At 42.5% G+C, this 19435-nt stretch carries 17 protein-coding genes and 1 tRNA gene; 6 read left to right on the forward strand and 12 right to left on the reverse strand.

What is annotated here, in order from left to right; translation table 11 throughout:
- Positions 1-80: 80 nt before the first annotated feature.
- Genes rbsC through rbsD form a run of 3 tightly spaced genes read right to left on the reverse strand, consistent with a single transcriptional unit; the run spans position 81 to position 3009 of the window.
- On the reverse strand, positions 81-1064 hold the full coding sequence (gene rbsC / locus J4N43_RS20735) for a ribose ABC transporter permease (protein WP_005373145.1): 984 nt from the start codon (positions 1062-1064) through the stop codon (positions 81-83).
- Positions 1061-2566 (reverse strand): ribose ABC transporter ATP-binding protein RbsA, encoded by a 1506-nt coding sequence (gene rbsA / locus J4N43_RS20740; protein WP_053349187.1) that lies wholly within the window; start codon positions 2564-2566, stop codon positions 1061-1063. Before rbsA ends, rbsC begins: the two co-directional genes overlap by 4 nt.
- Positions 2567-2589: 23 nt before the next feature.
- Positions 2590-3009: a D-ribose pyranase gene (gene rbsD, locus J4N43_RS20745; RefSeq protein ID WP_005382620.1), complete on the reverse strand. Its 420-nt coding sequence runs from the start codon at positions 3007-3009 to the stop codon at positions 2590-2592.
- Between the two features lie 473 nt (positions 3010-3482).
- Between rbsD and J4N43_RS20750 the strand changes: the two genes are divergently transcribed.
- Positions 3483-5843, forward strand: a complete 2361-nt coding sequence (locus J4N43_RS20750) for an EAL domain-containing protein (RefSeq protein WP_053349188.1) — start codon at positions 3483-3485, stop codon at positions 5841-5843.
- 139 nt (positions 5844-5982) lie between these two features.
- Here J4N43_RS20750 and J4N43_RS20755 read toward each other — a convergent pair whose 3' ends face one another.
- Positions 5983-6558, reverse strand: coding sequence for an imm11 family protein (locus J4N43_RS20755; RefSeq protein WP_053349404.1), 576 nt, complete (start codon positions 6556-6558; stop codon positions 5983-5985).
- Between the two features lie 858 nt (positions 6559-7416).
- On the opposite strand from J4N43_RS20755, the gene J4N43_RS20760 reads away from it, so the two are divergent.
- The 3 genes from J4N43_RS20760 (at position 7417) to J4N43_RS20770 (ending at position 9253) form a co-directional block, all read left to right on the forward strand.
- Complete coding sequence (locus J4N43_RS20760; RefSeq protein ID WP_033906463.1) at positions 7417-8058, forward strand: murein L,D-transpeptidase catalytic domain family protein; 642 nt, start codon at positions 7417-7419, stop codon at positions 8056-8058.
- Positions 8059-8384: 326 nt separating this feature from the next.
- A complete protein-coding gene (locus J4N43_RS20765; protein ID WP_017633653.1) occupies positions 8385-8843 on the forward strand; it encodes a hypothetical protein in 459 nt (152 codons plus the stop codon).
- Between the two features lie 86 nt (positions 8844-8929).
- Positions 8930-9253: a hypothetical protein gene (locus J4N43_RS20770; protein WP_042522561.1), complete on the forward strand. Its 324-nt coding sequence runs from the start codon at positions 8930-8932 to the stop codon at positions 9251-9253.
- Between the two features lie 124 nt (positions 9254-9377).
- Here the strand turns inward: J4N43_RS20770 and J4N43_RS20775 are convergent, their stop codons facing one another.
- The 3 genes from J4N43_RS20775 to J4N43_RS20785 form a co-directional block, all read right to left on the reverse strand.
- Entirely contained in the window at positions 9378-10058 is a 681-nt protein-coding gene (locus tag J4N43_RS20775) for a DedA family protein (RefSeq protein WP_017820317.1), read from the reverse strand.
- A 51-nt stretch (positions 10059-10109) separates the two neighbouring features.
- Positions 10110-10547: a hypothetical protein gene (locus J4N43_RS20780; protein WP_231970757.1), complete on the reverse strand. Its 438-nt coding sequence runs from the start codon at positions 10545-10547 to the stop codon at positions 10110-10112.
- An 87-nt stretch (positions 10548-10634) separates the two neighbouring features.
- Positions 10635-11153, reverse strand: a complete 519-nt coding sequence (locus J4N43_RS20785; protein WP_053349190.1) for a DUF4136 domain-containing protein — start codon at positions 11151-11153, stop codon at positions 10635-10637.
- Between the two features lie 371 nt (positions 11154-11524).
- Between J4N43_RS20785 and J4N43_RS20790 the strand changes: the two genes are divergently transcribed.
- Positions 11525-11599, forward strand: a tRNA-Gly gene (locus tag J4N43_RS20790).
- Between the two features lie 16 nt (positions 11600-11615).
- Here J4N43_RS20790 and J4N43_RS20795 read toward each other — a convergent pair.
- Positions 11616-12473, reverse strand: coding sequence for a sterol desaturase family protein (locus J4N43_RS20795; protein ID WP_005373167.1), 858 nt, complete (start codon positions 12471-12473; stop codon positions 11616-11618).
- A gap of 7 nt (positions 12474-12480) precedes the next feature.
- Positions 12481-13491 carry a DUF2804 domain-containing protein gene (locus tag J4N43_RS20800; RefSeq protein ID WP_005382632.1) on the reverse strand — a complete coding sequence of 337 codons (1011 nt, stop codon included), beginning with the start codon at positions 13489-13491 and terminating at the stop codon, positions 12481-12483.
- Between the two features lie 305 nt (positions 13492-13796).
- Between J4N43_RS20800 and gdhA the strand changes: the two genes are divergently transcribed.
- Complete coding sequence (gene gdhA / locus J4N43_RS20805) at positions 13797-15149, forward strand: NADP-specific glutamate dehydrogenase (protein ID WP_158159496.1); 1353 nt, start codon at positions 13797-13799, stop codon at positions 15147-15149.
- A gap of 76 nt (positions 15150-15225) precedes the next feature.
- Here the strand turns inward: gdhA and J4N43_RS20810 are convergent, their stop codons facing one another.
- The 3 genes from J4N43_RS20810 to J4N43_RS20820 form a co-directional block, all read right to left on the reverse strand.
- Complete coding sequence (locus tag J4N43_RS20810) at positions 15226-15693, reverse strand: OsmC family protein (protein WP_005373176.1); 468 nt, start codon at positions 15691-15693, stop codon at positions 15226-15228.
- 99 nt (positions 15694-15792) lie between these two features.
- Entirely contained in the window at positions 15793-18150 is a 2358-nt protein-coding gene (locus tag J4N43_RS20815; RefSeq protein ID WP_053349191.1) for an ATP-binding protein, read from the reverse strand.
- A complete protein-coding gene (locus J4N43_RS20820) occupies positions 18143-19111 on the reverse strand; it encodes a cytochrome-c peroxidase (protein WP_005373180.1) in 969 nt (322 codons plus the stop codon). Before J4N43_RS20820 ends, J4N43_RS20815 begins: the two co-directional genes overlap by 8 nt.
- Positions 19112-19435: the final 324 nt, after the last annotated feature.

Raw genomic sequence — 19435 nt, forward strand, 5'->3', positions numbered from 1 at the left:
GTCCTTTGTGTAGGGTGAGCCAGTACACGTCCCCTGACTCGGTTTGTATTCACTGTTTTATATATACAGATTGTTATGAATTACTTGTTTTTGTTGTCTACCAATACCGCCAGCAAGATAACCACTGCTTTTGCAATCATTTGGTAGTAGGAAGAAACATCAAGTAGGTTAAGTGCATTGTTCAAGAAACCGATGATCAGCGCACCAATCAAGGTACCCATGATACGGCCTTTACCGCCCATCAAGCTGGTACCGCCAAGAACAACCGCTGCGATAGCGTCTAGCTCGTAGCCCATACCTGCTGTTGGCTGCGCCGAAGAAAGACGAGACGTTACGATAATACCTGCAAGCGCTGCTAGCATACCGCAGATGGCGTAGACACCAATCTTCACTCGGTCTACATTGATACCTGATAGGCGAGTCGCAGACTCGTTGCCGCCTAGTGCGTAAACATAGCGACCAAAGCGCGTGTGGTTAAGTAAATACCAAGCCGCTGCGAACACAACCACCATTAACCAAACAGGAACCGGAATGCCTAGCGCGTAGCCAGTACCAAACCATGCAAACGCATCTGCGGTGTCAGTAAAGCCTGTCGAGATTGGACGACCTTCGGTGTACACCATGGTCACACCACGTAGTAACGTCATGGTAACCAGCGTAGCGATAAATGCCTGCACCTTACCCTTCGCAATAATGATACCGCTGATCGCACCTAACGCTGCACCTGCGACTAAAGCAGTGGGAACCGCCACCAGCACCGGAACCTCAAGCGCGATCATGCTTGCCGCAAAGGCACCACACAACGCCAATACCGAACCAACACTTAAGTCGATACCTGCGGTTAAAATAACTAATGTCATACCCACTGCGATAATGGCATTCACGGAGGTTTGACGAAGAATGTTGAGAATGTTGTCGACCGTAAAGAAGTTCGGGTTCAAAAATGACACAACAACGATCAGAAAGATCAGAGCTATCAGTGATTTTTGTTCAATCAGCCACTCTTTTGTGAACAACTTCTTGTTGCTCGTTTCGGTTGGTTTGCTCATGGTATTCGTACTCATGCTGCTTCCTCATTGATCTCTTTGCCTACGGCACAGGCGAGTAATTTTTCTTGATCGGCGTCTTTCGCATCAAATTCGCCAGTGATACGACCTTCATGCATCACTAAAATACGGTCGCTCATGCCGAGCACTTCAGGCATCTCGGAAGAAACCAAGATGATGCTCATGCCTTCGGCCTTAAACTTGTTGATGAGCTGATAAATCTCTTTTTTTGCTCCGACATCAACACCACGTGTCGGCTCATCCAGAATCAGAACTTTAGGTTTCGTCATTAACCCTTTCGCTATCGCAACTTTTTGCTGGTTACCACCAGATAAGTTGCCGATGATTTGATCTCGCGTTGGGGTTTTAATGTTGAATAACTTAATAAAATCTTCCACAGCAATCACTTCGTCGCTGTGTTGAATCTGGAAGCCTTTGGTCAGCTGGTTTAGCGAACAAAGTGACATGTTCTCCTTAACCGAAAGACCTAAAACCAAACCATCGCCTTTGCGATCTTCAGAGATGTAAGCGATACCATTTGCCAAGCCATCTTGCGGGCTAACCGGGTTAATAGTTTTGTTATCAAGATTGATAACACCATGCTCACTAGGTAATGCGCCGTAAATGACTTTCATGAGTTCAGTGCGGCCTGCGCCCATCAAGCCAGAAATTCCAAGAATCTCACCACGCTTGAGAGTAAAGCTCACATCCTGAACGCCAGACCCAGTCAAACCAATGACTTCAAGACAAGTTTCGCCATGTTGGACATCAATACGTGGATATTGCTCTTCTAATTTTCGGCCAACCATCATTTCAATTAGGCCATCTTCATCAGTGTCGGACACCTTGCACTCACCGATAAACTTACCATCACGAAGCACGGTAATGCCGTCACAGATTTCAAAGATTTCTTTAAGACGATGCGAAATGTATACGATGCCGCATCCTTGCTCGCGAAGCTCATTAATCACTTTAAACAGTGATTCCGTTTCCGTATCGGTCAATGCGTCCGTTGGCTCATCCATAATGATGACTTTCGACTCAAACGAAAGTGCCTTTGCAATTTCCACCATTTGTTGTTCACCAAGGCTTAAATCGCCAAGCAATGTTTTTGATGAATGCTTTACATTGAGACGTTTTAAAAGCTTGTCAGCTTCGTCATACATTTTGCCCCACTGGATACTCCCTAAGGAGCCGGTGAACTCTCGTCCCAAGTAAATATTTTCGGCAATCGTCAGTTCAGGAATCAGGTTCAGCTCTTGGTGAATAATGCTAATACCAGCTTCCTGTGAATCGCGTGGACCTTTAAAGGCCGCCGGCTGACCTTGATATTGAATGCTCCCCGCATCCATGTGGTAAATGCCTGTCAACACCTTCATTAACGTTGACTTGCCTGCTCCATTTTCACCCATCAGCGCCATAACACGGCCTGGATAAACATTCAGGCTTGCTTTGTCGAGTGCTTTTACGCCCGGAAACGCCTTCTCAATTTCGCTTAGTTGTAGAATGGCTTGAGTCATAATCTGTCCTCAATATCTCTGGCTTAAAAAACCACGCCCGCTTGGAAAATAACGTTCGCATATGGCGAGCATTCGCCGGTTCTTACGATAGCGCGACTTTGGGCCGTGCGTGCTTTAAACGCTTCATGTGACACGTAGCTCACCTCAATAGATTTGCCCGTCTCTTCACTCTCTTTGCTCAGTTCGTTGAGCAACGCTTCATGCAAAACTGGGCTTGCATCAGAGAACTCTTCCGCAATGATGACCCCTTCGATTTGGGACTCAGATAGAATTACGCGAACAGTATCAAGAAAACTTGGTACCCCATGCGTTAGCGCCAAATCGATTCGCTGAACATGCTCTGGGATTGGTAGACCAGCATCACATATCGTGATCTCGTCGGTGTGGCCTAGCGTCGCCACCAAGTAAGAAATATCTGAGTTAATTAGGGTACTTTTTTTCATCTCATCGACCTTTCGGTTACACGTTCATACAACCATGAGCGCCTGTCTTAAAGTGTTTTCGTTATTAACAGAAAACTCATCGAAACGTTTCGATGAAATAATAATTCGTCATCGCAATTTGACCAGTGTGAGATCGATAAGGTGTGAGAATGATCTGTAATTCAATTGTCATTGAATAGGAAAAGTGCACTTGAGTCACACTTTACCATCGAAACGTTTCGATGATGGTATTTCCCTGTCATTACGGTTAGGTTTTATACAGGGAGGAAGGAAAAGAGACGTCCAACTACTGAGAAAACCTCTAGTTAATAAGCTCGAAACCTTTCACGTCATCACAATTCTTAGATAGCTGCCTGATTTTGGAGAACGCTCACCTTACAATCTGGTTACAATTTGCCAAAACACATCATCCGTTCAGTACCTTACCTGGTACGCGACGTTTGTAGGGACACAAACGGAAACTAAGAACCATAATGAAGTTAAGCAATAGAGTCATTTTGCTTGTCGCGCCAGTGATCTTATTAAGCGCGTTAGTATCTAGCTATATTATTTATAGCATTCAAAAAGTGACGCTCATCAAGCGGGAAGACAGCTATATTCAGTTGCAGATGGAAAAGCTGGCCGGGCAGTTTCGACAAGCGAATATTTTTCTTAATAGCTATGCCTATACGCTCAGTAAAAGTGATGTATTACAAGACTATTTGGTTAATCATAACAACCCCTATCGTGAGCGAGTCTTGTTTAATCGATTAGACGAGACCGCTGAAGTATTAAGCCATGGTTACAAAGGCGATGCGAGCATGGCGATCCTCGACGGCAAACAAAACCTTCTCTACTACACAGAAAACAAATATTACGAATCATCGGGCGTGGTCGACCCAAAGGTATTAGAGTACATATCACGAAGTTTCAATGAGAGAGAGGCTTTCAGTCACACTGGCTTTATTTATAACTCCAGTGGACAAAGCATTCTTCTTCAATATGAGGTCGTCGACAAAAGAACGGGGACTCACCCTTTGAGCTTTGACTCGAAAAATGTGTTTTTTGTGGTAGTTTCCGTATCACTTGAAGCCTTTAACGAGATTAAGCATGACATCGAGTTTGACACGCACAGCGTGATTACTTTCGCCGACAAACCCATTTATCTTGATATTCCTCTCGCTCAAACCATTGAGCTGCTGCCGCACTTTTATGCCGTGCTTTCTCCTGCCGAATATTTAATGTGGAATAAAGTCGATAAAGTGTGGCTAGAACTTGCTTTCTCCTTTGGCGTAGCGGCGTTTTTCACTATCACATTAATCATTTTGGTGTTGTACCGCTATGTGTTGCGCCCTGTTTCTCGCCTTGATAAGCAGCTGAACGAACTTGAATCTAATCAACGTGACAATATTGAAAAGCTAGAAACAAACGATGAAATAGGACGCCTCTCTGCACGCTTTTTTGATATGTATGAGGAACTTAATGTCATCTATAAAAAGACAAAACGCCTAGCTGAAACGGATCACCTGACGCAACTCGCCAATCGCCATCGTTTTCATGAGCTTGCCACTCGTGAACTTATCTCCCCTTCGCAGTTTCTGTGGGTTGTTTACGTCGATCTTGATAACTTTAAATACGTGAATGATAAATACGGGCATGAATTGGGAGATAACTTATTAAAAGTGTTCTCATCACACATCAAGAATGCCTGTCAAAAGTTCTCGCACGATTACAACAGCCCCTGCTTTGCCGCCAGGTTATCTGGTGACGAATTTGCAATTTTGCTGAGCTCAAATCAAGAGGTAAAACGCTTGCCTGATTTGCTTGCATCAGAGCTGCTAAAACCGATTAGTAATCTCAGTTCATCTTGGAGTAATTCATTTCCCGTTACGGCAAGCGTAGGTATTGCACAATATCCTCAAGACGGTACTGACATCGCGAAGTTACTCTCCAGTGCCGATGCGGCTATGTATCAAGCAAAACGGGCAGGGAAAAATCAATACGCCTATTATTCAGCCGCTCTCAATATTGAGTCTCAAAGACGAAGTCAACTTGAACGTGCGCTCCGAAAAAGCAATGTAGAGGAAGAATTCTACCTTGTTTTTCAACCCTATATGAACAATCGAAGCAACGAAATTGAGGGGTTAGAAGTCTTGTTGCGCTGGGAAGCCGAAGGTATCGGCCCTATCCCTCCAAAGGAGTTTATTCCAATTGCAGAGCAAGCCGGATTATTTGATAAAATTGACCGCTGGGTTTTCGCCAATGCAACGGCGGAATACCATCAATTAAGGAATATTTTCGGTAAGGACATTGTTCTTTCGGTCAATTTATCATCAGCGGAGCTAAACTCGATAGAAATGGCAAACTACATCCATGAACAAGCGACACTGCACCAGGTTAAACCAAAATGTATTGAGATAGAAATAACCGAAACCTTTGCCGCAGAACAACAAGGCACGGCCCTACTTGATGAGCTATCAAAACGTGGCTACCGTCTTGCAATTGATGACTTTGGTTCTGGTTACACATCGTTAACTCAGCTCGTTCAGTATCCGGTTCAAAAAATCAAATTTGATCGAGAGTTCCTCGTTACATTGATGAACACCAATAACGGCCATGTGATCAAACCTATTATTGAGCTATGCCATGCCCAAAATAAAACGGTTACAGCAGAAGGTATTGAACACAATATGATGCATGAATGGCTATCGGCATACCGCTGCGACTATATGCAAGGCTATTTATTTGGCAAACCAATGACTAAAGAACAATTGAGCTTGTGGTGGCAATCGGCAAATGACGACAGTCGATTTGATGCGTCCATGGTCAGCTCAATTAGGGTTTCAAGAACATAAGTTAAGGGGAGAAGTACAGCAGTCACAACTGTGGCGGCTGTATTTAGTTGTATATGAGCTTCATTGATAGATGCTCAGCTTTTGTTCCCCCATACCTATATCTATGACTTTAGTCGAGTAAATCACTATTTATTCGTTTTTAAACCAGCACTTCCTTGAAATCCAAACCGGTCAAATTCAGCGCTTTGACGCTATCGTACAAGCCACCTTTTTTGTCCGTGCAAAACGTTCTGAGCCCAGCACCTTTTACTCTGAACAAGTCAGATTCATTAACGGCTTCTCTATTCAAAACGAGTTTCTTAAACGGTCTAGCACGACTTAGCTTACCATGACGAAGATTATACTCGGTAGCAGAGGTATCAATGGCATCAATTTGAGTGACAATGTTTAATGCTCGCCAAGGCTTTCCTTGTAGATTTAATGGTAAAAATTCGACATTCTCGCTCAACACATCGAGCTTATCCGCAATAGAAGCGGATACAGCAAGAGTAAAAGATCCCCATGCTGCAATATCAGGCCTGGGTAATGGCTTTTCACCCTTAACGTCTAACCATTCAATATCAATACTTTTCCAACTGGCTTTAACAGACTCTCCATAGAGTTGGATAGGTTTGCTTGCCGTTACTTGAAGAGACATTTCCAATGGCGACTCTTGCAACATTGCAAAATCATTAACATTGGGAGTGACAATAAACACTTTATTAAATGCTGTCATAACCGTCCTTAAATAAATTTGAGCGCTTTTCTTAATGAGACGAGCGCTTTCACACCAAACCAAACCAAACCAAACATAATAGATAGAGTTTACTTTCATGTTCAAAAATTTAATGAATTAATATCTGGCGTTCTTATCTTTTAATTTCTAAGTTTTATTATTTATATATTTTAATCCACACGATAGAATTATTTTTTCAATTTTTACTATGTACCCTTCCTTATGTAATCGAATAAATTAGAGAATAAACAATAGCACGCATCACTTCACTTTTGTCGAGCTCATCACTCTCACTTAAACGATACATTCACAAGTTCAATTTTTGTACGACTTAGACTTAGCTTTGTCAATCGTGAATTAAAAACAACCGATTCACCGTTGTTTTACTGCCTTTTCTTACCACCCTGTTGTTTATTCATACATTATAAATGCATTTATACACATAACGATTCGGCGTTACGATTTGTTACGAGTTAAATCACAAACTTTTGAGGTATTGGATAAAGCGTAGAAAAAGAAAACACATTGAAATAAAAAGAGTTTCTAAAGTACGAAAAATAAAACGCCGTTTTTATAAATTAGCAACTTCACAAATATCCTTAAACACAGTTTTATTAATTACATATATCAGATATTATTTACGCCGAAGTTTATAGAAACCATCGTTAAACTTCATATTTTATATAAGTTTCAATTAGTTAGTTTTTAACTCGAAAACTTATCGTCAACCCAATATCAAGCACCTAAGCGTGCAATAAGAAACATTGGGAATAGAATTATATTGATGTGCATGTTGTTTTAACGAATGCATGAAGCAATCGGTAAATTTGTAACACCATAGAGTTTTATTTAGCCAAGATGAAAAAGTTAATTTTATTATTTACATGTGCGCTGTTGTCTGTCTCACCTTTTGCTTTTGCAAAACAATCAGATAACGAACCCAGGGATCATTTACGACCAAAGCAAGCTGAACATGTGTTTAAACAAGCCAAGCTAGATGGCATAGTAGACTTTAAGTTGTTCAGTGACGCTTACATCGCTTATCAGAAGACACCCGATAGAAAGAAGTCGGTACTAACGATCATCGACTATAGTAAACCATCAACTGAAAAGCGTTTTTATGTGGTTGATTTAGATAAAAAGAAGCTAATCTACAATACGTATGTTTCTCACGGCGTGAACAGCGGAAAGAAAACAGCGACACAGTTTTCAAATGTCGTGAACTCGCGAAAAACATCATTGGGCACTTTTTTGACTGATACCACTTACTACGGCTCAAATGGCTATTCACTTCGATTAGATGGGCTAAGCTCTGGATTAAACGACAAGGCTCGCGAGCGTTACATTGTCGTGCACGGCGCCGATTACGCAAACCCTTCCTTCATCAAGAAGAATGGATACCTCGGACGCAGTTGGGGTTGCCCTGCTTTGCCAGAGAAGTTGTCTCGCGAGATCATTGACACCATAAAAGGCGGCAGCGTTATTTACGCAAGCGCGTAATATCGATGCGACACATATGGGGAAGAAAAAGAAGATTCTATTTCTTCCCTAGTAATAATCCTGTTAGCTTAATCGTCCTGTGCAACGACTCTCTTTCCATTTTCGCTTACTCGAAAGCGAAAATTATTGTGTTATTCGCTGATATACCTAAGTGCGATCAGAAAACTCTGTTCATCCCCCTTCCATCTCGTTAGTATACGCTGAGTTGATCAGACACTGGCTTTCATCGTTATCATAGTGCCACTAAGATTCCTTAATCATGGTGGGTAACTGTGGCTTTATATGTTTAGGGTTACTTCTTGCGTTATCTACACCGTATATTATTGATGCTTTCTTTGTCCCTGCTCTCAGGGCTCATCACAGCTTCATATGCGCATGAGTGGCACCACACCAAACATTACACTTCCGAGCGCCTACTTAAACTCTCTCAACAAGACGATTTTGAGCTAGCACACACTGATTTTCATGCCTCAGCTTCTCTGAGCTCTTGGGGTTCAGAAAGTTACTACCTACATATAAAGCGCGAGTTGTTCGGGCTTGTCTCCTGTCGCCGAACATCAGCTACTGATGGCGTTTTATCATCAGATTTTACTCCTGATTATTTTTTACTTATTGCTTTCTCTTCTCCACCACTACTGGAGTTGGCAAAACAAGCATCTCGCTTACCTCTAGACAGTTATGGCGGACTCATGAGTCAACGCTCTCTTTATCGCCTCTCAGGAAGAAAGGAAGCGAACTTAATGTACGTCTTTACTCATGGTCGCAACGCCTTCTCTGTTGTTTAACTTTTTATGACATACAGAGAACACGAAAATGTAACGATAAGAGCCAATATGCTCATTGTTACTAGAACCAATTTGAGGTCCATATAATGACAAGAATCGCTACAACCATCGCACTAGCATTACTATTTTCAGCGGGCTCAACCTTTGCAAACACAGAAACTAAGCCAGAAGAAATGAGTAACGACACTCTGTTAGAGTGTGCCAACGTTTCTAACGCACGTATTGCAGTTCCGGAACACAGAGCGATGTTCAGACACTACTTAATGTCTGAGAGAGACTACAGCTTTGACCAGCTATCGTCTGCCGAACTTGAATTTAAAGCAGCAGATAAGAATGAGTCTGAAGTAGAGAACATCTACAAGTCTCAGTGCAAAGAAGTTGGCGAATACCTATATAGCATTGGCTATTAAATTCGAAACCCTAACGACACTCAAAAAGAAAGGCGCATACATTGCGCCTTTCTTTTTACTGACAAAAACCTGTCGATTAGATGTCTAATCTGCATACAAGCTTAAAAGTGCAAATCAAGTAAACTTACTGAGAAAACTCAGACACATCCTTGGGTTTACAGAACGCTCGACGTGCTTTAACAAACAAGAAACTAAGCACTCCAATCACAAGAGTAATTATTGGTGCCGCCATTAATAGCATTGTGATTGCTTTGCTCATATTTTCCGGTAGCAAAGGAAGTAATGAACCAAAACCGCATAATATCAGCGTCCATAAAATCGCACTCAGCCACGCAAAGTAATGGAATTTACTAATACGTTTCACTCGCAACCCCATCATTAATGGCAATAGGGAACGAACAACCGGAATAAACCGCGCGCACAAAAGCGCAATCAATCCATGTTTACTGAGTAACACGTCGACCTGTTCCAAACGCTTTTGAGGAACCGCACTCACCCAGCCTTGGACCTTAGGTAAGCGATTTAGCCACTTGCCTTGTAAATAAGCCGCCCAACTTCCCAACCCCGCACTAACAGCTATCACCAACATGATCATAATTGGGTCAAGGACGCCAACCGCCGCCAGCGTACCGGATAATACGACGACACTGTCGCATGGGAAAGGTGCAGCAGGAATAAAACCACTTTCCAAAAAGATAATCACTGCAACAACAAAATAAACCAAACCTGCACTGCCTGGCGCCATTAACGCCGTGAAATCTTGATGCCAAAAAGCACTCAAGACCTGAATGATCGAATCAAACATAAACCGCTCCTAAGCATAATTAACCAAAAAGTTGCAAAAACATGGAATGTGTTAGCGAGCATGTATAAAGCGGTATATGAAATTCGATTCTTTTCTCACGCCGATTCTGTATTTAGAGTGAGTAAAAATACTTTCAATACAACAACCTAAAGTCTCAATGCCGATGCGTTTTAGCCACTTCATCGAGTAAATTGCCGAACGATGTGCCCACCATGCTACATCAAGCATTTCAAACCATTCGGGTTCTACATCGTCGTTCGAGCTCATTTCCTTAGCATGGATAACCCTCAATATATTCCGGCTGTTTAAACTCGGATAGTCTTGTTGTATTGGATAGATAGGATGTTCTGAAAAGTGCTTCGACTTAGCGTCAACAGCGATATTCTGGTTATGAAAGGAAAGAAAATTTGGGTGTGAGTGCGCCAGGCTCATGCTCGGAGCCAACAAGCAGAAAAGTAGTCCGAGTAAAGCAATCAGAATCGTACGCACAAAGGTAACCAAAACCAAAATAATAAGTTCTTTTAACCCTGTGCGTAACTATTGGCAATTAGTATTCTTAATCGTTAAGAATACTAATTATTTTTCACCGTAAGGGTAGCTTTCAAACATCTTCGCGATTTCTTCTTGGATGAGAGATTCTCGTTTCTCAGAGCTCATTGACTCAGACAGTTTACGACTTGAAACGCCTTTCCAAACGACTTGATTAGCCTTTGCATCAACCAGTTCAACCACCAACTTCCCATACTTACGTTCTTTATATCTTTCTGGGCTTGAAGTGATCACACCAAAGCTATTCCAGCCATAGCCAAAGCTCACCGACGATCCTGAAGAAACAAGCTCGGATTCTTCTACGATATCATGATGTACGTAAAGGTCACCGCCACTATTTACCTTAATTAAACCCTTACCCTCAAGCTGTTCAGCAAGCCCTTGCTCAATACGTCGACCATCAATACTGGTAGGAGCTTCCGCCTGAGCACCGAAGTCAAACGTTCTGTAAGCTGAAAAGTCGGCTTGTTTATCTACATCGGTTGTAACGGTAGTACAAGCAGATACCAGCATCACCACCAGCCCTAATATCAAACCTTTCATCATGTTAAATCTCCTTTGGTTAAGCTGACTGTTTCAGCAGAATTACCCTGTGTTATACATACGCATCAACAGTAAAAAGTAATCATTTCAATATCTAGTCTTGACCATGAAACGTGACTGTTCAATAAACGAGATTAACCTTTACACAGAAAATCTTGAATATCATCAACATCTAAACACCTAAGAATTCGGTGTTTACGACCTAATTGGAAGCCCCTAGGCTTAGTAGCGGAATCGCGAGTGCCACAAAAAACCAGAGACAATGAACACTTTAACATCAGTCCGCTACTTTTTTAGGCAACTGACAAACATTTGATGAGAAAAGACTTTTCTTTTTCGTCCAGTGTGGCATATTAACTGAGTCCTATCGATGCGCGGGCATCGTATAATGGCTATTACCTCAGCCTTCCAAGCTGATGATGCGGGTTCGATTCCCGCTGCCCGCTCCAATCTCTTTATCTCAATTTACTCATAAAAATCCGATGGCGGAGCGAACAAACGGCGGCAGCGTTGTTTCCATGATAAGTTTGGTCGAGTTACGTCATAAAACATGTCTTTCCATTCTGCAAACGTCACGCGGATGGGATTAAAGCTGTTTACAGGTTTAGAAACCCCATACCGAACCGTTTCCACCTCTGGTTCAAACGTTCCGAACATTCGATCCCAAATAATTAATACACCCGCATAATTTTTGTCGATGTACTGACGGTTCACACCATGATGAACGCGATGATGAGACGGCGTGTTAAATACCCACTCTAGTGGCCCGAGCGAACGAATTGATTGGGTGTGAACAAAAAACTGTAAGCCCAGATTAAACAACACAACGAAGACAACCCATTTTGGCTCAAAACCAATAATCACCAAGGGCAACCAAAAAATCCACATCCCCGCTAGCGGATACATTAAACTTTGACGAAAGGCGGTACTGAAGTTCATTCTTTCCGAACTGTGATGAACAACGTGCGCGGCCCACATCCAACGAATACGATGGCTAGCCCGATGAAACCAGTAATAGAAAAAATCTTGCAGGACAACAAGTAAAAGAAAAGCTGAGACGCTCATTTCGATATCAAACAAACGCCAATCGAACCACCACAAATACAACTGAGCAATCAGTAAACCCGTGAGTATGTCTGTCGCTTGGTGTAAGCCCGCAAGAACAAAATTACACGCTACTTCAGGGAAGTAATACGTCGCGCTTTCAGGCAAGCGTCCCCTTCTTTGTCCGAACCAATATTCGGCAAGCATGCAGAAAAAGAAAACTGGAGCCAGAATCATCAGAAGTAATTCTGGGCGGTCCATCAACTGCGTCCAATCCATTGTGTTTCTACCATTTTGCATAGTGATCTTCAGTAAGACCCATAACTTCTTCTAACTGATGTTTGATGCCATTTCCATCGATAAGATAGCCAGAGAAATAACCGATATACTGACGAAAGTTACTTTTGAGAAGCCAAAAATTTTTCTTCTCTGAGCGTCGATTCAAAGGCGTGAACTGTAAGTTAACTCGTTTATCTTCAGACGTAATATGCCACTTTTGCCCTTCATCACTTCGTGAAAACTGAAACTGCACAGGTTGCAAAAAGTGACGCTGACCATTAATCCACAATACATTTTCGCAATAGCCAGTTTCATTAACGCCAGCTGCCAAGTTCAACCCCAGACGCCTGTCATCCTCAAAGCAATTGATACTCGCCCAGCGCCAACTTGTTTCTCGCCGCATGTACCCAGCGGAAAAATCGTAACCAGCAGCCACCTCTGAAAGATCTTGCTCTTTTCCTAATATGAACAAGTTACCGTCTACTGCTAACGCATTGTGCTTCTGAGTATATGTCCAACCCGCATAACCTGTTGGCGTACACAACATTAATGGCAAACTCATGTTTTCTGGACGTAAATAGAGATCCGCATTGACTGACTCTGTCACAAAGTGGACGTGCCAAATACCATCCTTAATAGAAAACTGAATTCTTTTGTTAGCAAGATGGGCAAGACTGCACCAACTGGAAGGCTGAGTTTGATAACCTATATTAAAAGGTTTCAACCATTGTTGCTCAATCAACTTATTCTTTTTAATATCAAACAGGTAGCAAAAGCCGGATGCTAAATACCGTATATCAGCAATCGCTACTCCAATGACGTAATCAGGTGTGACCAAATTGACGAACTGAAACTGCTTATAATCGCGGTAACGGCGCCACTTAGACACTGGCTTATCCATCTCATCGAGGTAAGTAAATTTATCTAGCTGTAACGATGTTGGAATTCTATCAAGGTGGCCAAACGCTGGTAGACCATTCTGCTGAATAAACGAGTTCAGAACCTTAAGCTCATCCATATAGTTGTCTTTTCACAAGTTATCACACACCAAAACTTTAACATGACGTTAACATAAACAATTTGCGTAACTGCACAACAACATCGACTAAAGTGATTTCTGCTTGTTATATGTGAAACTGATCACTCAACCACCCGCTTACTTAGCTCGCCCTACCTATCTCAACCAACACTGCCTGGGTTAGAAGCTGCACATTCTCATCCGCAGGAAAGACCACTACAACCATTGAATCTTGGTCAAAATCACTATTTAATGGAAATAAATTCATATAAACTGATTGCTTATTCACATCAAGGAAGAAATCTATGTCATACATACACGATACTATTGTTGCGTTGCAACACAGTAGCCCTGCGCAAAAAGAATTTTACCAAGCGGTAGAAGAAGTATTAACTTCTCTCGCGCCGGTAATAGAAGGCAATAATAAATATAAGGAACAAGCGATTATCCAGAGGATCGTCGAGCCAGAACGTCAAATCATGTTTCGAGTTCCTTGGGTTGATGATGCTGGAAATGTACAAGTAAACAAAGGTTATCGAGTTGAATTCAACTCTGCTTTGGGGCCGTACAAAGGAGGATTGAGATTCCATCACTCAGTCAATGCGAGCATCATAAAATTTCTCGGCTTTGAGCAAATCTTTAAAAACGCACTGACTGGCCTTCCTATCGGTGGCGGCAAAGGCGGTTCAAACTTCGATCCTAAAGGAAAATCCGACGGCGAGATCATGCGATTTTGCCAATCATTTATGAACGAGTTGTACCGTCACATCGGTCCTACCACCGATGTTCCCGCAGGCGATATCGGCGTCGGGGCGCGCGAAATTGGCTATATGTTTGGTCAATACAAACGATTGACGGGGCGCTACGAAGGTGTGCTTACAGGCAAGAGTCTTCTTTGGGGTGGATCACTCGCCAGAAAAGAAGCGACAGGATATGGCGCCGTCTATTTTGCAGAATGCATGCTCAACGACCGCAACGATTCATTGAAAGGGAAAACTTGCCTCGTTTCTGGTGCTGGCAACGTGGCTATCTACGCCATTAAAAAACTGTACCATATGGGAGCAACGCCGGTTACATGCAGCGACTCTCGAGGTACGATCTATCATGAGCACGGTATTGATCTTAAGCTCCTAAAACAACTGAAAGAAGTGAAAAGAGCAAGCTTAGAAGAATATTTAGAAACTTACCCTGAAGCAGAATACACACCAGAGGGCGACTATCCTAATGAAGGACATGCTGTTTGGCGATATCAGGCTGATGCTGCCTTCCCTTGTGCGACTCAAAATGAATTAACGTCAGACGACGCACTGGCTCTTATCGAAAACGGATGTATTTTGATTAGTGAAGGGGCGAACATGCCAACCACCCGTGATGCTGCCAATATTATCGTGGACTCGGACATAGCTTATGGGCCTGCCAAAGCAGCCAATGCAGGCGGCGTTGCAACCAGTCAACTTGAAATGGCGCAAAACGCCAGCATGCAAAACTGGACGTTTGAACAAGTGGATAGTCAGTTGCAAACCATCATGAAAAATATTTTCATCAATGCAAACGAAACCAGTAAAGAGTTTGGCCAACCTGGAAATTTAGTTTTAGGCGCCAACATTGCAGGCTTTAGAAAAGTCGCTGATGCAATGATTGAGCAAGGTGTCGTCTAGATGAACGAGCCAGCAGGATGACTGCTGGCTTAATATAACTCCGCAATAGGCCGCGCTTTTTGATAAAGAGCTCCACTTAATTCGCAATAAGCGTTGTCACTTCTGTTTTAACGGAGTTGGCGATAAAGCAATTCTCATGGGCCATGTGGTGCAGTTTTTCTAATTGAGATGGTGTCGGTTGTTTTTCACCTGAAAATGTTATCTTAGGGTTTAACGTTACCTTTGATACCCACTCTTTTCCGTTTTCGCCTTTTTCAAGCTCCCCTACCGCTTCATCTAAGTAACTGTCCACAACGTAACGCCGCTTTGCTGCAATAGACAAGAAAACGAGCATATGACAACTAGAAAGTGCCGCGACAAACGCTTCTTCTGGATCAACATTTTCTTCTACGGATAGTGGTAATGGTACTACGTGGGGAGATGGAGATGCTGGGACTTGCAACCCTCCATCAAATTGCCAAATGTGTGCCCTACTATACTTATTATCACTAAACTCTTCGCCAGCTTTACGATGCCATTTGATTAAAGCGGAATGCTTACTCATTCTAACTCCCTGATTTTCCGACGACGAATCAACACTATCCGTCCTTGCCACAGTAAACCACAACAAAATGAGTTAAGGAAAGCATCGCACTCACAGGGACTATAAAATCTGTTGAGGATCGGCATTGTTCTTCTGGATATCATCCAAAAGTCTATGAGACTGATGGATGTTGACCTGTAACCGATTGATCAGCATCTGCAACTGCTCAATCTCGGGACTTTGGTTGGCTTTAAGTTGAGTTTCCAGGGCCTCCGTTTGGCTCGCCAAAATAGGTAAACTTAGGTTCAGTGCCATCCCTTTCGTTTTGTGCAACGTCAGCTCTAATGAAGCAAAGTCTTCAGCCATAAAGTATTCAATAAGTTCATCAACAGAAGTCTCAAAATCGACAATAATGCTTTTTAGCAACTCGTCGAGCGCTGCTGGCTCATCTCGTAAAGAAGTAAACATGCCTGAACGGGAGAGTTCTTCCTCTGTTAACCTTAAGTTCTCGATTGGCTTACGTTGCAATTGAAGCACATTGCTGTCACTCGTTAGTGGCGGATTCTGTTTCGGTTCGAGTCTGGCGGCAAACTGTTTGAGAGCGTCTGAAAAGCTCTCATGCTGTAGCGGTTTCGTAAGCACATGGTCTGCTCCTGCTTCGATAAAGCTATCGTGAGCTTCACGAAATACGTCTGCCGTGTACGCAAAGAGTAATGTCTTGATACCTAACTCTTGTCGGATAACGCGTGTCGCCTCAACGCCATTCATCTCGGGCATATGGTTGTCCATCAAGATCAGGTCGTACTCGTTCTCTTTCGCCTTTTTAACCGCGATTAATCCATTTTCTGCAACATCCACTTCATGCCCAAGCTTTTCGCAAAACCCTTTTGCCACAATGGCATTCACACGGTTATCATCAGCAAGTAGTATCTTGAAATGGTGTGATTTTGCGCGAGGTTTCGGTGCTTCTTGCTGCTTTTTCGGAGCAGATTCTACCCAAGGAATCGGCAACTCAACGATAAATTGACTTCCAACGCCTTCTATACTCTTCAGAGTAATATGGCCACCCATCAAATCGGTTAGTTTTTTGACGATGGCTAACCCAAGCCCTGTTCCGCCGAACCTTCGAGTCGTTGATGAGTCTGCTTGCTCAAACGAGTTAAAAATATGCTCGTGCTTGTCTGGCGCAATACCAATACCGGTGTCGCTCACGCGCATGACCAACAACTGATTCGATTCATCTAACTCAGTTCTAACCAGCACATGCCCTTCATTGGTAAACTTCACCGCGTTACCGGCGAGATTAAACAAGATCTGTCGTAAACGCGCACAATCTCCAGTAAATTCAGTATATTCAGAAACCTCGTTTTCCAAGATTAACTCGATATTTTTTTCATCAACAAGTGGTTTTATTGCGCTACACACCGGAGAAAGCACTTGATCGAGCTTAAACTTAGCTTGCTCAAATTCCAGTTTGTTTTCTTCAACTTTAGAAAAATCCAAAATATCGTTGAGGATAGTCATCAGATGCTGGCCAGAATCAAGAATAACCCTAATATGCTCTTTCGTCGTCGGCTCTTTGGTCTCTTCTGCAATCATTTGAGAAAGCCCTAGTACACCATTCATCGGCGTCCTTAGTTCGTGACTCATTGCAGCGAGAAAATTTGATTTCGCTTTTGCCGCTCGCTCGGCTTTGTTTCTCGCCTCTTCAATTTCAAGATTCAACTGTTTTAAGTTATGCATTCGGTGATGTGACTGATAAACAAACGCGCTAACTAGAAACATCACCGCGATAAATACAAACAACCACGTAAAACGCGCCTCACTTTGAGCAATATTGAGTAACCGATGCTCTGAGCTTTCGACAAACTCAATATAAGTGTGATCAAGCAGTTCATTCGTCAGCAATTCAATTCTTTTATCACTCGTTTGAAGCCGTTTAAGGAAGTTCGCTTCTTTTTCACTCTCAACTTCAGTTTGTGTTAGAAGCAACTGGTTGAGAAATTCAAAATAACGACTGCCACCCAATGATTGACCGCTCTCGGTAGAAACCTCTTGCTGATATAAATTGAACAACATGAGTAATGCATACCGATTTTCTACCTGAACACCAATTAACATATCAAGCTTCAACGTTGTTTGAAGCACTCGCTCCTTAAACTGTTCAAGCGTATCCCTAACTTTTATACGATTGGGTGTCACGGGAAACCAAACTGATGCCTTTGATGATTCCAACAGTGCCTGTGCTGCGATTTCTATCTCTACTAAAGATGTTGTTAACTCATAGTTTTTCCTATCTTCAACGGCATATCGGTTCACGATAACATCACGCTCTTCAATCAACTCATGTCCGATATTCATTAGCCCTGCATGAAATTCTTGAGCGTTTTTTGAATTCATATACGACATATACGCCAGTGTGCAGCACGTCAGTATCCCAATAAAAAAGCAAAAGTTGATCAGTTTGAATTTATTCATTTTCCAACACCTCTAAAATTATGGGTCTAGGTGCTGTCAACGACTGCAAGAATGCTTCAATGTCCGCGACATTCTCATCGTTCATCGTTATACCGAGCTGGGTTTTAGCCATGATTTGTATCGCGTCGGATAACTTATCGACTTGCCCATTATGAAAATAAGGACTCGTTAGCGCGACATTGCGTAAACTGGCTACTCTAAAATAGAATCGCTCTTCATCTTCTATCGTAACGAGTTGCCGGCCCGAGTCCTCTACTACTGGCTTATCCTTGAAATAGGCGAACCTTTGGATCATCGCTCCGCCGATATTTTTGCCCTGATGACACTGCACACAACCTGAAGTCTGAAATGTTTTCCAACCTCTGATTTGCTGTTCACTCAGTACATGCGTGTAACCCAATAAGTAAGCATCGAATGGTGCGCCAGGCGTCTGCAGCCCTTCAACAAACTCCACAATAGCGGACTTGATATTATGAACGTTAATCGGCAATTCATCGTCACGACTAAATAGCGCTTGATAATGTTCACTCTCTTTTACATATTGCTCTATTGTTTGCCAGTTTGAGTCCATTTCCATTGGATTATGGATTGGACCATCAATCTGAGCCATCAAGGTGTTTTCCGTTCCATCCCATAAAAAACGATAATTTAACGCCGCATTAAACACTGTTATAGAATTTCTAATTCCATCACCTTTCACCCCCGTAGAGACTGGTGTATTTTCAGCGCCATTGGTTTGCAGATTGTGGCATGTCGCGCAGCTGACATTACCATTTGACGATAATTGAGGATCGCGGAAGAGATGCCAGCCAATTCTCGCTAGCTTAATATCCACATTAGGATCACCCTGTATGGGCTGAACTAGGGAGATATCACCTAACATCTTCGCGTTTCTTGCGGTTGTTGTTTGGCTCAAAATGAGTGTTACAACAGCTAGTGCGATTGCGCTGAATTGCCTCATCAACTACATACCTTAAACTTGTCATTGATATGAATTTAGTTGCATTTTGGCGTTTTTTCCACCGACAGGAAGTTGAAAAAACGAGTTAAGTATTGCTTTGTTTAAGGCTTTGGTTGAAGAGGGAGTAATAAGGCGAATAGGAAGAAATCGATCGCCTTATGAGTAGCTAACGTATTGAAATCTGAGTTTAGTGTAGAAAAGCCAAAAACCGTTGAAACCAAGTCACCTCTCCATACGAGATCAGATCGAAAATAGTAAAGAATACGGCACAGATAACGGCCAACTTAATCAAACGCTGAACAATAAACATAAACATCACAATTA

Source organism: Vibrio sp. SCSIO 43009 (assembly GCF_023716525.1).
GTDB lineage: Bacteria > Pseudomonadota > Gammaproteobacteria > Enterobacterales > Vibrionaceae > Vibrio > Vibrio alginolyticus.